15 protein-coding genes, 1 rRNA gene and 1 other annotated feature are annotated in these 14,413 nt (G+C 49.5%); of the genes, 8 read left to right on the top strand and 8 right to left on the bottom strand.

All coding sequences use genetic code 11. The features are described from left to right. The first annotated feature begins 26 nt into the window (after positions 1 to 26). The gene (trmD, locus tag ACJHWK_RS14300; protein ID WP_000264781.1) at positions 27 to 794 is read left to right on the top strand and encodes a tRNA (guanosine(37)-N1)-methyltransferase TrmD; all 768 of its coding nucleotides are present in this window, start codon (positions 27 to 29) and stop codon (positions 792 to 794) included. Between the two features lie 41 nt (positions 795 to 835). Then, positions 836 to 1,183 (top strand): 50S ribosomal protein L19, encoded by a 348-nt coding sequence (gene rplS / locus ACJHWK_RS14295; RefSeq protein WP_000065253.1) that lies wholly within the window; start codon positions 836 to 838, stop codon positions 1,181 to 1,183. Positions 1,184 to 1,259: 76 nt separating this feature from the next. Here the strand turns inward: rplS and ACJHWK_RS14290 are convergent, their stop codons facing one another. The 4 genes from ACJHWK_RS14290 to ACJHWK_RS14275 all read right to left on the bottom strand — a co-directional run bounded on the left by ACJHWK_RS14290 (position 1,260) and on the right by ACJHWK_RS14275 (position 4,007). Continuing rightward, positions 1,260 to 1,742: an OmpA family protein gene (locus ACJHWK_RS14290; protein ID WP_001520334.1), complete on the bottom strand. Its 483-nt coding sequence runs from the start codon at positions 1,740 to 1,742 to the stop codon at positions 1,260 to 1,262. A 15-nt stretch (positions 1,743 to 1,757) separates the two neighbouring features. Continuing rightward, positions 1,758 to 2,984, bottom strand: a complete 1,227-nt coding sequence (gene dgcN / locus ACJHWK_RS14285) for a diguanylate cyclase DgcN (protein ID WP_001520333.1) — start codon at positions 2,982 to 2,984, stop codon at positions 1,758 to 1,760. After that, positions 2,974 to 3,492 carry a YfiR family protein gene (locus tag ACJHWK_RS14280; protein ID WP_001520332.1) on the bottom strand — a complete coding sequence of 173 codons (519 nt, stop codon included), beginning with the start codon at positions 3,490 to 3,492 and terminating at the stop codon, positions 2,974 to 2,976. Before ACJHWK_RS14280 ends, dgcN begins: the two co-directional genes overlap by 11 nt. A gap of 149 nt (positions 3,493 to 3,641) precedes the next feature. Next, positions 3,642 to 4,007: a DUF2799 domain-containing protein gene (locus tag ACJHWK_RS14275; RefSeq protein ID WP_001314943.1), complete on the bottom strand. Its 366-nt coding sequence runs from the start codon at positions 4,005 to 4,007 to the stop codon at positions 3,642 to 3,644. Between the two features lie 209 nt (positions 4,008 to 4,216). Here ACJHWK_RS14275 and aroF point away from each other — a divergent pair, with 209 nt between their 5' ends. Next, positions 4,217 to 5,287, top strand: a complete 1,071-nt coding sequence (gene aroF, locus ACJHWK_RS14270) for a 3-deoxy-7-phosphoheptulonate synthase AroF (RefSeq protein ID WP_001168045.1) — start codon at positions 4,217 to 4,219, stop codon at positions 5,285 to 5,287. A gap of 10 nt (positions 5,288 to 5,297) precedes the next feature. Next, complete coding sequence (tyrA, locus tag ACJHWK_RS14265) at positions 5,298 to 6,419, top strand: bifunctional chorismate mutase/prephenate dehydrogenase (protein WP_000225220.1); 1,122 nt, start codon at positions 5,298 to 5,300, stop codon at positions 6,417 to 6,419. A gap of 42 nt (positions 6,420 to 6,461) precedes the next feature. Here tyrA and pheA read toward each other — a convergent pair whose 3' ends face one another. The 4 genes from pheA to bamD all read right to left on the bottom strand — a co-directional run bounded on the left by pheA (position 6,462) and on the right by bamD (position 9,221). Further along, complete coding sequence (gene pheA, locus ACJHWK_RS14260) at positions 6,462 to 7,622, bottom strand: bifunctional chorismate mutase/prephenate dehydratase (protein WP_000200137.1); 1,161 nt, start codon at positions 7,620 to 7,622, stop codon at positions 6,462 to 6,464. 21 nt (positions 7,623 to 7,643) lie between these two features. Beyond that, positions 7,644 to 7,769, bottom strand: a sequence feature (Phe leader region). Then, the gene (gene pheL / locus ACJHWK_RS14255) at positions 7,721 to 7,768 is read right to left on the bottom strand and encodes a pheA operon leader peptide PheL (protein WP_001386991.1); all 48 of its coding nucleotides are present in this window, start codon (positions 7,766 to 7,768) and stop codon (positions 7,721 to 7,723) included. (Overlaps the previous feature by 48 nt.) A 102-nt stretch (positions 7,770 to 7,871) precedes the next feature. Next, positions 7,872 to 8,213, bottom strand: a complete 342-nt coding sequence (raiA, locus tag ACJHWK_RS14250) for a ribosome-associated translation inhibitor RaiA (protein ID WP_000178456.1) — start codon at positions 8,211 to 8,213, stop codon at positions 7,872 to 7,874. Between the two features lie 270 nt (positions 8,214 to 8,483). Beyond that, a complete protein-coding gene (gene bamD, locus ACJHWK_RS14245; protein WP_000197689.1) occupies positions 8,484 to 9,221 on the bottom strand; it encodes an outer membrane protein assembly factor BamD in 738 nt (245 codons plus the stop codon). A 134-nt stretch (positions 9,222 to 9,355) separates the two neighbouring features. On the opposite strand from bamD, the gene rluD reads away from it, so the two are divergent. From rluD to ACJHWK_RS14225, 4 genes are all read left to right on the top strand, one after another. Next, on the top strand, positions 9,356 to 10,336 hold the full coding sequence (gene rluD, locus ACJHWK_RS14240; protein ID WP_000079112.1) for a 23S rRNA pseudouridine(1911/1915/1917) synthase RluD: 981 nt from the start codon (positions 9,356 to 9,358) through the stop codon (positions 10,334 to 10,336). Further along, on the top strand, positions 10,333 to 11,064 hold the full coding sequence (yfiH, locus tag ACJHWK_RS14235; protein WP_001520329.1) for a purine nucleoside phosphorylase YfiH: 732 nt from the start codon (positions 10,333 to 10,335) through the stop codon (positions 11,062 to 11,064). The genes rluD and yfiH overlap by 4 nt, the downstream gene beginning before the upstream one ends. 129 nt (positions 11,065 to 11,193) lie before the next feature. After that, a complete protein-coding gene (gene clpB, locus ACJHWK_RS14230; protein WP_001235102.1) occupies positions 11,194 to 13,767 on the top strand; it encodes an ATP-dependent chaperone ClpB in 2,574 nt (857 codons plus the stop codon). A 442-nt stretch (positions 13,768 to 14,209) separates the two neighbouring features. Beyond that, positions 14,210 to 14,413, top strand: a 16S ribosomal RNA gene (locus ACJHWK_RS14225); the annotation flags it as partial.

The raw sequence follows: 14,413 nt of genomic DNA, 5'->3' as shown, positions 1-14,413 counted from the left end.
CCGGATAAACGGTAAAAGACGGCGCTATGTGGATTGGCATAATTAGCCTGTTTCCTGAAATGTTCCGCGCAATTACCGATTACGGGGTAACTGGCCGGGCAGTTAAAAATGGCCTGCTGAGCATCCAGAGCTGGAGTCCTCGCGACTTCACGCATGACCGGCACCGTACCGTGGACGATCGTCCTTACGGCGGCGGACCGGGGATGTTAATGATGGTGCAACCTTTGCGGGACGCCATTCATGCAGCAAAAGCCGCGGCGGGTGAAGGCGCAAAGGTGATTTATCTGTCACCACAGGGACGCAAGCTTGATCAAGCGGGCGTCAGCGAACTGGCAACGAATCAAAAATTGATTCTGGTGTGCGGTCGCTACGAAGGTATAGATGAGCGCGTGATCCAAACCGAAATTGACGAAGAATGGTCAATCGGCGATTACGTTCTCAGTGGTGGTGAGTTACCAGCAATGACGCTGATTGACTCCGTTTCCCGGTTTATTCCGGGAGTACTGGGACATGAAGCCTCGGCAACGGAAGATTCCTTTGCTGAAGGATTGCTGGATTGCCCGCACTATACGCGGCCTGAGGTGTTAGAAGGGATGGAAGTTCCGTCAGTGTTACTGTCGGGCAACCATGCCGAGATACGTCGCTGGCGTTTGAAACAGTCGCTGGGCCGTACCTGGCTTAGAAGACCTGAACTTCTGGAAAACCTGGCTCTGACTGAAGAGCAAGCAAGGTTGCTGGCGGAGTTCAAAACGGAACACGCACAACAGCAACATAAACATGATGGGATGGCGTAAGCCCCCGAGATATCAGTTTACCCAGGATAAGAGATTAAATTATGAGCAACATTATTAAGCAACTTGAACAAGAGCAGATGAAGCAGGACGTACCTTCCTTCCGTCCGGGTGATACCGTGGAAGTGAAAGTATGGGTTGTTGAAGGTTCCAAAAAACGTCTGCAGGCATTCGAGGGCGTGGTTATCGCTATTCGTAACCGCGGTCTGCACTCTGCATTCACTGTTCGTAAAATTTCCAACGGCGAAGGCGTTGAGCGTGTCTTCCAGACTCACTCTCCGGTAGTTGACAGCATTTCTGTCAAACGTCGTGGTGCTGTTCGTAAAGCTAAACTGTACTACCTGCGTGAGCGTACTGGTAAGGCTGCTCGTATCAAAGAGCGTCTTAACTAAGATTTCGCTTAAGCGACATCCTGTTAAGAAGGGCTGGCCAATTGGCTGGCCCTTTTTTTGTCTGTTTGCTCGTGTTTTAAGGGGTTGTAATCACCACTGCGACGCGGCGGTTCTCGGCGCGCCCCTGGGCGGTCTTGTTACTGGCTATGGGATATTTTTTTCCTAAACCCTGTGTGGTGAGATTGCTGCGTGGAATTTTTCCACCCATAGCCCATGCATCGGCCACGACATTCGCCCGTTTCAATGATAAGCCTTCGTTGTAACTGTCTTCACCATAGTTATCGGTGTGTCCATCCATACGGGCATGTGTTAGCCCTGTCGAGGCCAATTTGGCTGCCATGGTTTGGATCTGTTGCTGGCTTTCCGGGAGCAATTTGTAGTCATTTTTTGCGAACAGAATGGCATCTGATAAGCCCAGCGACCAGTCGCCGGCGGATTCAGTAAATCCATAAGATTGCATAGCGACGACTTGCTCAGGAGTAAACTTTCCCTGAGGGGACTGGCAGCCAGTCAGTACTAGCGAGGTGAAAATCAGGGGTGCTACCAGGTGCTTTATCATATCGATATATCCTTGTTATCTCACCAGCTTTTCGGCACGCTGGTGTTTGGCCTGATACATATTGTGATCGGCCAGCTCTTGTAATTTTTCCGCAGAAGCGTGCGCAATGGTCATTGCGTAACCAATGCTTAATGTCATGGTGGTCTGATGGCCATTATGAAGATCAAACGGGCGATTAAAGATTTGTGTCAGTGCTGAGCATATCTGCTGCACTTCAGATTCCGACTGTACATCATAGAGCACCATCGCGAATTCATCGCCGCCCAGGCGGTATGCTTTATGTTGCAGCCCGCCAAATTCAGCTAACCGTTTTGCGATTTCAATCAAGACTCTATCGCCCGTCGCATGACCCCAGGTATCATTGATATATTTGAAATTATCGCCATCAAGAAATAGTAACGCCGACGTTTTTCGGGCATCGGAACTGTTCATCAACGTGTTGATACCGCTACGAAACGCTGCGCGGTTAGCCAGCCCGGTTAATGGGTCATGTAGTGCGGTACGTAGAAGCTGCGCATTTTTGGCCTGTAAACGAAGCTGCCACTCTTCCATTTCATCCAGCAGACTGTTGAAGTCGAGAGCGAAGCGGTGAAACTCTGCGATACGTTCTTCCGAAACTCGTCGGGAAAAATTGCGGTTGGAACGCACATCATGTACGACATCGGTGATGTTTTTTAACGCTTCAACCAGACCATTGTGCAAATGGCGGGTGAGGGTAATTGCGATGCCTGATGCCAGCAGAATGCAGGCGGTCAGGACAGCGAGCGAAAACCAGATGAAATGGCTGATTGAACTGTCGCGAGCGGTTAAGCGAACTTCGCCAATGGTTTCACCATTGTGACGAATCGGCTGAACGATGGGGGCAGGGAAGAGCCAGTGGCTTATGAAATTACTGAAAGTATCGCCTGGATCCTTACGGGTGTAATGCCAGGATGCCAGAATATTTTGCTGCTTATCACGCACTTCTGCAGTTGAAAATTGGCCTTGCTGCCCCAGCGCTGCCAGTGTTTCAGTTGCTGCAGAGCCATCGGCAAAAACGACCGCTGCTTCCAGACTGTAAGTCATTGTTGCTGCTGTCAGTGCCAGGTTTTTTTGCGCGTACTGTTTCAGGGTCAGCACCGAGGTCACGGAAAGCAGCAACCAGATCAGCATCATAGTGATAAATATGCTGGTCATACTGATGTTGCGTAATGCTCTTTTAAACGTGGGGCGCTTATTAAGAGAATTATCGTTATCCATCATTTTTCTTCCGTGCGAGCATTAAGACATCCGGGTTGACCTTTACTCCGCTACGCGATAAGGCATCCAGGTTTACGGCAAATCTGACGTCATTATTGTGGATGATCAGACAAAAGGCGCTACCAATAATGCACTCGGTATTTTGTTCGGCAATTAATAATAACGCCCTTGACGGATATTGTTCGGTTAATTCCATCTGGAATGTCGGTGACTCGTTGCCAAAATAAAAACCATTGCAGCCTGAAATCATCGCCTCTTGTTGAGTGTGAATGATGACAGGCAGATAAGGCAAAGATGTCGCGGCATTCTCTTGTAGGGCGGTACTAAAACGTGAAGATGAAAAGATACATAACTTTGGTGGCCCTGATAGCGCAGGCCAGCGGGTGTAACTGACAATACCGGAAACCATCATACGCACGTTTTTCGCAACGTCAGAAGGTTCCTGAGCGAGTATTGGTGCTCCCGTCAGCAGGAGAATCAGCAGTAAGAACAGTCGGTGAGAAAAACGCATTCAGGGATCCTCACCATCTTCGCTCGAAATGCATCGATATTTTTTCAGAATGCTCATTAAAATATCATTCTTTCATGCGGTCGTCATCAATGTGAGAAATAAAACACAATGAGCAAAATCTCATGCTTAATTTATTTGCGGGGGTTTAATTAATTTAATCGTATTGTGCTGGCATTTTCATCAGCCCCTTTTTGCCATACTTCATGCAGTTGGCTGGCATTTTCAACATTGTTGCAGCTGGCAGGAAAGCTTTTACCGGAAAGTCCTCGGGCATAAGTAAAATCGGTCTGACAAGTTTTCTTTTGTCCTTCGGCATATCCTTTAAGGTATAGACCGCGATCCGCCTGTGAATCGCTAAATGCATCGTCATCTTTTATGGTGCTGCCCGATATCGCATCTTCCATACCGACATCATACCAGTCGGTGCTGGTCAAGGTTGGCGCGTGAGTATAAGGATCAATCTGACATCCGCTAACCAGTAAAGCCAACAAGGGGGCAATAAACTTTTTCATCATTTCTTTCTCCTTTTTCAAAGCATAGCGGATTGTTTTTAAAGGAGGTGTAAATTTATTTGTACGAAAATAAGCGTCAAAAGCGCGAATAAATTGCTTGTGTAAATAAAAATGTACGAAATATGGATTGAAAACTTTACTTTATGTGTTATCGTTACGTCATCCTCGCTGAGGATCAACTATCGCAAACGAGCATAAACAGGATCGCCATCATGCAAAAAGACGCGCTGAATAACGTACATATTACCGACGAACAGGTTTTAATGACTCCGGAACAACTGAAGGCCGCTTTTCCATTAAGCCTGCAACAAGAAGCCCAGATTGCTGACTCGCGTAAAACCATTTCAGATATTATCGCCGGGCGCGATCCTCGTCTGTTGGTAGTATGTGGTCCTTGTTCCATTCATGATCCGGAAACTGCTCTGGAATATGCTCGTCGATTTAAAGCCCTTGCCGCAGAGGTCAGCGATAGCCTCTATCTGGTAATGCGCGTCTATTTTGAAAAACCCCGTACCACTGTCGGTTGGAAAGGGTTGATTAACGATCCCCATATGGATGGCTCTTTTGATGTAGAAGCCGGGCTGCAGATCGCGCGTAAATTGCTGCTTGAGCTGGTGAATATGGGACTGCCACTGGCGACGGAAGCGTTAGATCCAAATAGCCCGCAATACCTGGGCGATCTGTTTAGCTGGTCAGCAATTGGTGCTCGTACAACGGAATCGCAAACTCACCGTGAAATGGCCTCCGGGCTTTCCATGCCGGTTGGTTTTAAAAACGGCACCGACGGCAGTCTGGCAACAGCAATTAACGCTATGCGCGCCGCCGCCCAGCCGCACCGTTTTGTTGGCATTAACCAGGCAGGGCAGGTGGCGTTGCTACAAACTCAGGGGAATCCGGACGGGCATGTGATCCTGCGCGGTGGTAAAGCGCCGAACTATAGCCCTGCGGATGTTGCGCAATGTGAAAAAGAGATGGAACAGGCGGGACTGCGCCCGTCTCTGATGGTAGATTGCAGCCACGGTAATTCCAATAAAGATTATCGCCGTCAGCCTGCGGTGGCAGAATCCGTGGTTGCTCAAATCAAAGATGGCAATCGCTCAATTATTGGTCTGATGATCGAAAGTAATATCCACGAGGGCAATCAGTCTTCCGAGCAACCGCGCAGTGAAATGAAATACGGTGTATCCGTAACCGATGCCTGCATTAGTTGGGAAATGACCGATGCCTTGCTGCGTGAAATTCATCAGGATCTGAACGGGCAGCTGACGGCTCGCGTGGCTTAAGAGGTTTATTATGGTTGCTGAGTTGACCGCATTACGCGATCAAATTGATGAAGTCGATAAAGCGCTGCTGAATTTATTAGCGAAGCGTCTGGAACTGGTTGCTGAAGTGGGCGAGGTGAAAAGCCGCTTTGGACTGCCTATTTATGTGCCGGAGCGCGAGGCATCTATGTTGGCCTCGCGTCGTGCAGAGGCGGAAGCTCTGGGTGTACCGCCAGATCTGATTGAGGATGTTTTGCGTCGGGTGATGCGTGAATCTTACTCCAGTGAAAATGACAAAGGATTTAAAACACTTTGTCCGTCACTGCGTCCGGTGGTTATCGTCGGCGGTGGCGGTCAGATGGGACGCCTGTTCGAGAAGATGCTGACACTATCGGGTTATCAGGTGCGGATTCTGGAGCAACATGACTGGGATCGAGCGGCTGATATTGTTGCCGATGCCGGAATGGTGATTGTTAGTGTGCCAATCCACGTTACTGAGCAAGTTATCGGCAAATTACCGCCTTTACCGAAAGATTGTATTCTGGTCGATCTGGCATCAGTGAAAAATGGGCCATTACAGGCCATGCTGGCGGCGCATGATGGTCCGGTGCTGGGGCTACACCCGATGTTCGGTCCGGACAGCGGTAGCCTGGCAAAGCAAGTTGTGGTCTGGTGTGATGGACGTAAGCCGGAAGCATACCAATGGTTTCTGGAGCAAATTCAGGTCTGGGGCGCTCGGCTGCATCGTATTAGCGCTGTCGAGCACGATCAGAATATGGCGTTTATTCAGGCTCTGCGCCACTTTGCTACTTTTGCTTATGGGCTGCACCTGGCAGAAGAAAATGTTCAGCTTGAGCAACTTCTGGCGCTCTCTTCGCCGATTTACCGCCTTGAACTGGCGATGGTTGGGCGACTGTTTGCTCAGGATCCGCAGCTTTATGCCGACATTATTATGTCGTCAGAGCGTAATCTGGCGTTAATCAAACGTTACTATAAGCGTTTCGGCGAGGCGATTGAGTTGCTGGAGCAGGGCGATAAGCAGGCGTTTATTGACAGTTTCCGCAAGGTGGAGCACTGGTTCGGCGATTACGCACAGCGTTTTCAGAGTGAAAGCCGCGTGTTATTGCGTCAGGCGAATGACAACCGCCACTAATAATCCAGTGCCGGGTGATTCACATCATCCGGCACCTTTTCATCAGGTTGGATCAACAGGCACTACGTTCTCACTTGGGTAACAGCCCAATACCTTCATCGAACGGGTGATGTCCCCTAACTCTTTCAATGCTTTTTGCATTTCCGCTGATTCAAGATTGGCCTGAATATCCAGATAAAACATCTCTTCCCATGGATTACCGTGAATCGGGCGTGACTCCAGACGGGTCATAATCAGATTGTGGTTGCGCAGTACCAGCAACGCTTCAACCAGCGCACCAGCTTGTTGCCCGGTCGCCATTAACAACGTCGTTTTCGCTGGAACCTGGTCAGACACGTTAATGGCTTTACGTGCCAACACCACAAATCGGGTGAAGTTTTGTCGCTGATTCGCTTCAATACGCTCCAGTACCTGCAAACCGTACAAAGTGCCGCCAGCTTCGCTTCCCAACGCAGCAACATGCGGTGATTTTGCCTGTGCAACCTTTTCCATTGCCGCAGACGTACTTTCGGTATATTCAATCTTCCAGTGCGGATAACGATTAAGGAATTTGCTGCATTGCTGGAATGGCTGCGGATGGCTGTAGACCGTATTGATGGTGGATAAATCAGTAGTGCCGGAGACCAACAAACAATGGTCGATAGTTAACGTCATCTCGCCAACAATCGACAAACTGGTATGTTGCAGCAGATCGTAAACGTCATTTATGGCACCGGAGCTGGTATTTTCAATCGGTACGACGGCATAGTCGGCCTGGCCGGTTTCCACCTGATTAAAAATATCGGCAAATTTGGCGCAGCCACTTTCAATGAATTGCTCAAAGTGACGGGCAGCATACTGGCGCGCCGCAAGATGGGAATAAGAACCTTTGGGGCCGAGAAAAGCGATGCGTGCTGAGTGCGGATTAATTTTATTGAGATGTTGCTGGAGCAAAGCCTGCTGAGTTAATACGGAATCTTCAATGATGAGCTGGAACAGGCGAGTAATGTAATGGGCGTCCAGATGGTGCGCTTTACCGAGCGTAATTAATCTTTCCAGTAAATCGCGTTCACGATCAATATCACGTACCTGGCGATGCGAGAGCAGTTTGGCTTTTCCCACCTCGACGGCCAGTTCGCGCCGCTCTGCCAGTAATGCTAATAATTTTTCATCCAGCGCGCTGATTTTCTCTCGCAGCGCCAGTAATGGATTTTCCGATGTCATAGTGTTGCCTTTTTGTTATCAATAAAAAAGGCCCCCCGATTTGGGAGGCCTTATTGTTCGTCTTCGCATTCTGTTTCACACGACGAAACGCCTCCCATTCAGGGGAAGGTAAAAAAGAATGCGAAGAAAAACGGTGTGTGTTTCATGTTTGTTTCCTTAAGTGACTTCAGTACAGTACCCGTACTGTTTTCACGCTGTCAACAAAAAACGCGCCCGAAGGCGCGTTGGCGATACACTCAATATAAAGGACTACTCTTCTTCAACTTCTTCGACGAAGTTGGCGTCTTTCACCGATGTTGCGGCACGACGTGCTTCGCCTTTGTGCTGCAGTTTATTGAGCTGCCGTTCCAGCTTGTTGATCAATTCGTTAATTGCGGTGTACATATCTTCATGTTTACCACTGGCAACCAGAACGCCGTTAGGTGTATTGATTGTGGCGTCAGCAACAAACCCTTGTGGCTCTTTGGACAGAATGATATGTGGATTAATCAGATGTGTTTGCCATTTTTCCAGTTTGGCGAGACGGTCTGCGACATGTTGGCGGATGGCCGGAGTAATTTCCATTTGTTTGCTGGTAATGTTCATTGTCATAAATTTTACCTCTTGTCTTCCCGTCTTGGTGAATTCAGCATACCGTTCCTGATGTCAAAATGTGTGATGGAAATCTCATAATTTTGTCACTTTTTGTCAACGAAGTTTTTTTGTGAGAAATCGCAGGAAGAGGTGTTTTTTTACTTGAGGAATATCTCAAAGCGAGCCATATTTGATGAGATCGATAGTGACTAAATCGCTTCAGTTTCACAACTAACAGAATAAAAAAACGGCAGCTCAAGGGCTGCCGTTTTGTGTTTCAGATTTCTGTTATGTATTGCTGCTGTTTGCGGCGATGATTTTCGCTACTTTTTCAGCTTGCGCATTCATCTGCATCTGACGGTATGCATTTTCCATTAGCGGCAGCGCATCACGCGTAGCCTGGGTATCCGGGTAGTCGCGCAACATGCCTTCTACGCGGTTAACGACGGCAACCCATGCGCCACGTTCTGTATAGTACTTGGCCACGGAGTATTCATATTTCGCCAGACGATCTTTCAGGAATACCAGACGTTTGGTGGCATCGGTGGTGTACTGACTGTTCGGATAGCCGCGCACCAGTTTGGAAAAGTCACTAAACGCAGCTCGAGCATGTTGAGGATCGCGATCGCTACGGTCAACGCCAAAGAACCCTTGCAGCGCACTGTCATCCAGCGCCATATTGGTCAGGCCACGCATGTACATGACATAATCGATATTCGGATGGGTCGGGTTAAGGCGAATAAAACGATCGATGGCAGCCTGCGCTAACGGCAAATCGGCGTTTTTATAGTAGGCGTAGATGAGATCCAGCTGCACCTGCTGCGAATATGGACCAAACGGATAGCGATTATCTAACGCTTCCAGTTGCGTTATTGCCTGTCTCCAGTTACCGTCCTGCAGCTTTTGTTGTGCAGTCGCGTAAATTTCATTTGGCGGATTATCAGGTACTTCTTCCTTTGACCCCGAGCAACCCGCCAAAAACAGGCTTAGTGTGGCGGCTGCCACCAGATATTTCATGCGCGTCATGACGTTTTGACTTTCCTCAAAATGTAATACGGGAGATTCTCTGTTCCTGCTCCCGGTTAAGACCAGCTACAATAGCACACTATATTAAACGGCAAAGCCGTAAAACCCCAACGATAAACGAAGAAGCAGTATATATGGCACAACGAGTACAGCTCACTGCAACGGTGTCCGAAAACCAACTCGGTCAACGCTTAGATCAGGCTTTGGCCGAAATGTTCCCGGATTATTCACGTTCGCGAATAAAAGAATGGATCCTCGACCAGCGCGTGCTGGTTAACGGCAAAGTTTGTGATAAGCCGAAAGAAAAAGTATTGGGTGGCGAGCAGGTGGCCATCAACGCTGAGATTGAAGAAGAAGCGCGTTTTGAACCGCAGGATATCCCGCTGGATATCGTCTATGAAGATGAAGATATCATCGTCATTAATAAACCACGCGACCTGGTGGTACATCCTGGCGCGGGTAACCCGGATGGTACGGTATTGAATGCGTTGCTTCATTACTATCCGCCCATTGCCGATGTACCGCGTGCGGGCATCGTCCATCGTCTGGATAAAGACACCACCGGCCTGATGGTTGTGGCAAAAACCGTTCCGGCTCAGACGCGTTTAGTCGAATCTTTGCAACGGCGTGAAATTACTCGTGAGTATGAAGCGGTGGCAATTGGTCATATGACCGCTGGCGGTACAGTAGATGAACCAATCAGCCGCCACCCGACCAAACGTACTCACATGGCGGTGCATCCGATGGGTAAACCGGCGGTCACTCACTATCGCATCATGGAACACTTCCGTGTGCACACGCGTCTGCGGTTGCGTCTGGAAACCGGACGTACGCACCAGATCCGCGTGCATATGGCCCATATCACTCATCCGCTGGTGGGCGATCCGGTTTATGGTGGCCGTCCGCGTCCGCCAAAAGGTGCTTCGGAAGCGTTTATCTCCACGCTGCGTAAGTTTGACCGCCAGGCGCTTCATGCAACCATGCTGCGTCTTTATCACCCGATCTCCGGCATCGAAATGGAATGGCATGCGCCTATTCCACAAGATATGGTGGAGCTGATTGAGGTGATGCGCGCCGATTTCGAAGAGCATAAGGATGAAGTGGACTGGTTATGAGTAAGCTGATTGTCCCGCAGTGGCCGCTGCCAAAAGGTGTTGCGGCCTGTAGCTCCACTCGTATCGGCGGCGTGAGCTTGCCCCCGTATGACTCGCTCAACCTCGGTGCCCATTGTGGCGATAACCCGGATCACGTTGAGGAGAATCGCAAGCGACTTTTTGCTGCGGGCCATTTGCCTTCAAAACCGGTCTGGCTTGAGCAGGTACACGGCAAAGATGTGCTTAAGCTTACTGGCGAACCTTATGCCTCAAAACGAGCAGATGCCTCTTATAGCAACACGCCGGGCACGGTTTGCGCAGTGATGACTGCCGACTGCCTCCCCGTGCTGTTTTGCAATCGAGCGGGAACGGAAGTCGCCGCCGCTCATGCTGGCTGGCGTGGACTGTGCGCAGGCGTGCTGGAAGAGACGGTTTCCTGTTTTGCTGATAATCCGGAAAATATTCTCGCCTGGTTAGGGCCGGCAATTGGTCCACGCGCGTTTGAAGTGGGGGCGGAGGTTCGCGAGGCGTTTATGGCAGTAGACGCCAAAGCGAGTACAGCTTTCATTCAGCATGGTGATAAGTATCTGGCGGATATTTATCTCCTTGCCCGGCAGCGTCTGGCGAACGTCGGTGTCGAACAAATTTTCGGCGGCAACCGTTGTACATATACGGAAAATGAGACTTTCTTCTCTTATCGTCGCGACAAGACCACTGGTCGTATGGCAAGTTTCATTTGGCTGATATAACCTAAAGAATCAAGACGATCCGGTACGCGTGATTTTCTTTTCACATTAATCTGGTCAATAACCTTGAATAATTGAGGGATGACCTCATTTAATCTCCAGTAGCAACTTTGATCCGTTATGGGAGGAGTTATGCGTCTGGATCGTCTTACTAATAAATTCCAGCTTGCTCTTGCCGATGCCCAATCACTTGCACTCGGGCACGACAACCAATTTATCGAACCACTTCATTTAATGAGCGCCCTGCTGAATCAGGAAGGGGGTTCGGTTAGTCCTTTATTAACATCCGCTGGCATAAATGCTGGCCAGTTGCGCACAGATATCAATCAGGCATTAAATCGTTTACCGCAGGTTGAAGGTACTGGTGGTGATGTCCAGCCATCACAGGATCTGGTGCGCGTTCTTAATCTTTGCGACAAGCTGGCGCAAAAACGTGGTGATAACTTTATCTCGTCAGAACTGTTCGTTCTGGCGGCACTTGAGTCTCGCGGCACGCTGGCCGACATCCTGAAAGCAGCAGGGGCGACCACCGCCAACATTACTCAAGCGATTGAACAAATGCGTGGAGGTGAAAGCGTGAACGATCAAGGTGCTGAAGACCAACGTCAGGCTTTGAAAAAATATACCATCGACCTTACCGAACGAGCCGAACAGGGCAAACTCGATCCGGTGATTGGTCGTGATGAAGAAATTCGCCGTACCATTCAGGTGCTGCAACGTCGTACTAAAAATAACCCAGTACTGATTGGTGAACCCGGCGTCGGTAAAACTGCCATCGTTGAAGGTCTGGCGCAGCGTATTATCAACGGCGAAGTGCCGGAAGGGTTGAAAGGCCGCCGCGTACTGGCGCTGGATATGGGCGCGCTGGTGGCTGGGGCGAAATATCGCGGTGAGTTTGAAGAACGTTTAAAAGGCGTGCTTAACGATCTTGCCAAACAGGAAGGCAACGTCATCCTGTTTATCGACGAATTACATACCATGGTCGGCGCGGGTAAAGCCGATGGCGCAATGGACGCCGGAAACATGCTGAAACCGGCGCTGGCGCGTGGTGAATTGCACTGCGTAGGTGCCACGACGCTTGACGAATATCGCCAGTACATCGAAAAAGATGCTGCGCTGGAACGTCGTTTCCAGAAAGTGTTTGTTGCCGAGCCTTCTGTTGAAGACACCATTGCTATTCTGCGTGGCTTAAAAGAACGTTACGAACTGCACCACCATGTGCAAATTACTGACCCGGCAATTGTTGCAGCGGCGACGTTGTCTCATCGCTACATTGCTGACCGTCAGCTGCCGGATAAAGCCATCGACCTGATCGATGAAGCAGCATCCAGCATTCGTATGCAGATTGACTCAAAACCAGAAGAACTCGACCGACTCGATCGTCGTATTATCCAGCTCAAACTGGAACAACAGGCGTTAATGAAAGAGTCTGATGAAGCCAGTAAAAAACGCCTGGATATGCTCAACGAAGAACTGAGCGACAAAGAACGTCAGTACTCCGAGTTAGAAGAAGAGTGGAAAGCAGAGAAAGCATCGCTTTCTGGTACACAGACCATTAAAGCGGAACTGGAACAGGCGAAAATCGCTATTGAACAGGCTCGCCGTGTGGGTGACCTGGCGCGGATGTCTGAACTGCAATACGGCAAAATCCCGGAACTGGAAAAGCAACTGGAAGCCGCAACGCAGCTCGAAGGCAAAACTATGCGTCTGTTGCGTAATAAAGTGACCGACGCCGAAATTGCTGAAGTGCTGGCGCGTTGGACGGGGATTCCGGTTTCTCGCATGATGGAAAGCGAGCGCGAAAAACTGCTGCGTATGGAGCAAGAGCTGCACCATCGCGTTATTGGTCAGAACGAAGCGGTTGATGCGGTATCTAACGCTATTCGTCGTAGCCGTGCGGGGCTGGCGGATCCAAATCGCCCGATTGGTTCATTCCTGTTCCTCGGCCCAACGGGTGTGGGGAAAACTGAGCTTTGTAAGGCGCTGGCGAACTTTATGTTTGATAGCGACGAGGCGATGGTCCGTATCGATATGTCCGAGTTTATGGAGAAACATTCGGTGTCTCGTCTGGTTGGTGCGCCTCCGGGATATGTTGGTTATGAAGAAGGTGGCTACCTGACCGAAGCTGTGCGTCGTCGTCCGTATTCCGTTATCCTGCTGGATGAAGTGGAAAAAGCGCATCCGGATGTCTTCAACATTCTGTTGCAGGTACTGGATGATGGGCGTCTGACTGACGGGCAGGGGAGAACGGTCGACTTCCGTAATACGGTCGTCATTATGACCTCTAACCTCGGTTCCGATCTGATTCAGGAACGCTTCGGTGAACTGGATTATGCGCACATGAAAGAGCTGGTGCTCGGTGTGGTTAGCCATAACTTCCGTCCGGAATTCATTAACCGTATCGATGAAGTGGTGGTCTTCCATCCGCTGGGTGAACAGCACATTGCGTCGATTGCGCAGATTCAGTTGAAACGTCTGTATAAACGTCTGGAAGAACGTGGTTATGAAATCCACATTTCTGACGAGGCGCTGAAACTGCTGAGCGAGAACGGTTACGATCCGGTCTATGGCGCACGTCCTCTGAAACGTGCAATTCAGCAGCAGATTGAAAACCCGCTGGCACAGCAAATACTGTCTGGTGAATTGGTTCCGGGTAAAGTGATTCGCCTGGAAGTTAATGAAGACCGGATTGTCGCCGTCCAGTAAATGATAAAACGAGCCCTTCGGGGCTCGTTTTTGTCTATAAGTTAGACGGAAAAGACTATATTTAAGATGTTTTGCCTGAAAAATGAGCGAACGATAAAGTTTTTATATTTTTCGCTTGTCAGGCCGGAATAACTCCCTATAATGCGCCACCACTGACACGGAACAACGGCAAACACGTCGCCGGGTCAGCGGGGTTCTCCTGAGAATCTCAACAGAGAAAAGCAAAAAAATGCTTGACTCTGTAGCGGGAAGGCGTATTATGCACACCCCGCGCCGCTGAGAAAAAGCGAAGCGGCACTGCTCTTTAAAAATTTATCAGACAATCTGTGTGGGCACTCGAAGATACGGATTCTTAACGTCGCAAGACGAAAAATGAATACCAAGTCTCAAGAGTGAACACGTAATTCATTACGAAGTTTAATTCTTTGAGCATCAAACTTTTAAATTGAAGAGTTTGATCATGGCTCAGATTGAACGCTGGCGGCAGGCCTAACACATGCAAGTCGAACGGTAACAGGAATCAGCTTGCTGATTTGCTGACGAGTGGCGGACGGGTGAGTAATGTCTGGGAAACTGCCTGATGGAGGGGGATAACTACTGGAAACGGTAGCTAATACCGCATAACGTCGCAAGACCAAAGAGGGGG

The sequence above is a fragment of the Escherichia sp. WS547 genome, from assembly GCF_046486065.1.
GTDB lineage: Bacteria > Pseudomonadota > Gammaproteobacteria > Enterobacterales > Enterobacteriaceae > Escherichia > Escherichia coli.
Note: the sequence above shows the minus strand (reverse complement) of the source record. Positions and strands in the feature narration are given on the sequence as shown.

Excerpts from the sequence above, each read along its gene's own strand:
- trmD (WP_000264781.1), top strand. The coding sequence starts at position 27 with ATGTGGATTGGCATAATTAGCCTGTTTCCTGAAATGTTCCGCGCAATT.
- rplS (WP_000065253.1), top strand. The coding sequence starts at position 836 with ATGAGCAACATTATTAAGCAACTTGAACAAGAGCAGATGAAGCAGGAC.
- ACJHWK_RS14290 (WP_001520334.1), bottom strand. The coding sequence starts at position 1,742 with ATGATAAAGCACCTGGTAGCACCCCTGATTTTCACCTCGCTAGTACTG.
- dgcN (WP_001520333.1), bottom strand. The coding sequence starts at position 2,984 with ATGATGGATAACGATAATTCTCTTAATAAGCGCCCCACGTTTAAAAGA.
- ACJHWK_RS14280 (WP_001520332.1), bottom strand. The coding sequence starts at position 3,492 with ATGCGTTTTTCTCACCGACTGTTCTTACTGCTGATTCTCCTGCTGACG.
- ACJHWK_RS14275 (WP_001314943.1), bottom strand. The coding sequence starts at position 4,007 with ATGATGAAAAAGTTTATTGCCCCCTTGTTGGCTTTACTGGTTAGCGGA.
- aroF (WP_001168045.1), top strand. The coding sequence starts at position 4,217 with ATGCAAAAAGACGCGCTGAATAACGTACATATTACCGACGAACAGGTT.
- tyrA (WP_000225220.1), top strand. The coding sequence starts at position 5,298 with ATGGTTGCTGAGTTGACCGCATTACGCGATCAAATTGATGAAGTCGAT.
- pheA (WP_000200137.1), bottom strand. The coding sequence starts at position 7,622 with ATGACATCGGAAAATCCATTACTGGCGCTGCGAGAGAAAATCAGCGCG.
- raiA (WP_000178456.1), bottom strand. The coding sequence starts at position 8,213 with ATGACAATGAACATTACCAGCAAACAAATGGAAATTACTCCGGCCATC.
- bamD (WP_000197689.1), bottom strand. The coding sequence starts at position 9,221 with ATGACGCGCATGAAATATCTGGTGGCAGCCGCCACACTAAGCCTGTTT.
- rluD (WP_000079112.1), top strand. The coding sequence starts at position 9,356 with ATGGCACAACGAGTACAGCTCACTGCAACGGTGTCCGAAAACCAACTC.
- yfiH (WP_001520329.1), top strand. The coding sequence starts at position 10,333 with ATGAGTAAGCTGATTGTCCCGCAGTGGCCGCTGCCAAAAGGTGTTGCG.
- clpB (WP_001235102.1), top strand. The coding sequence starts at position 11,194 with ATGCGTCTGGATCGTCTTACTAATAAATTCCAGCTTGCTCTTGCCGAT.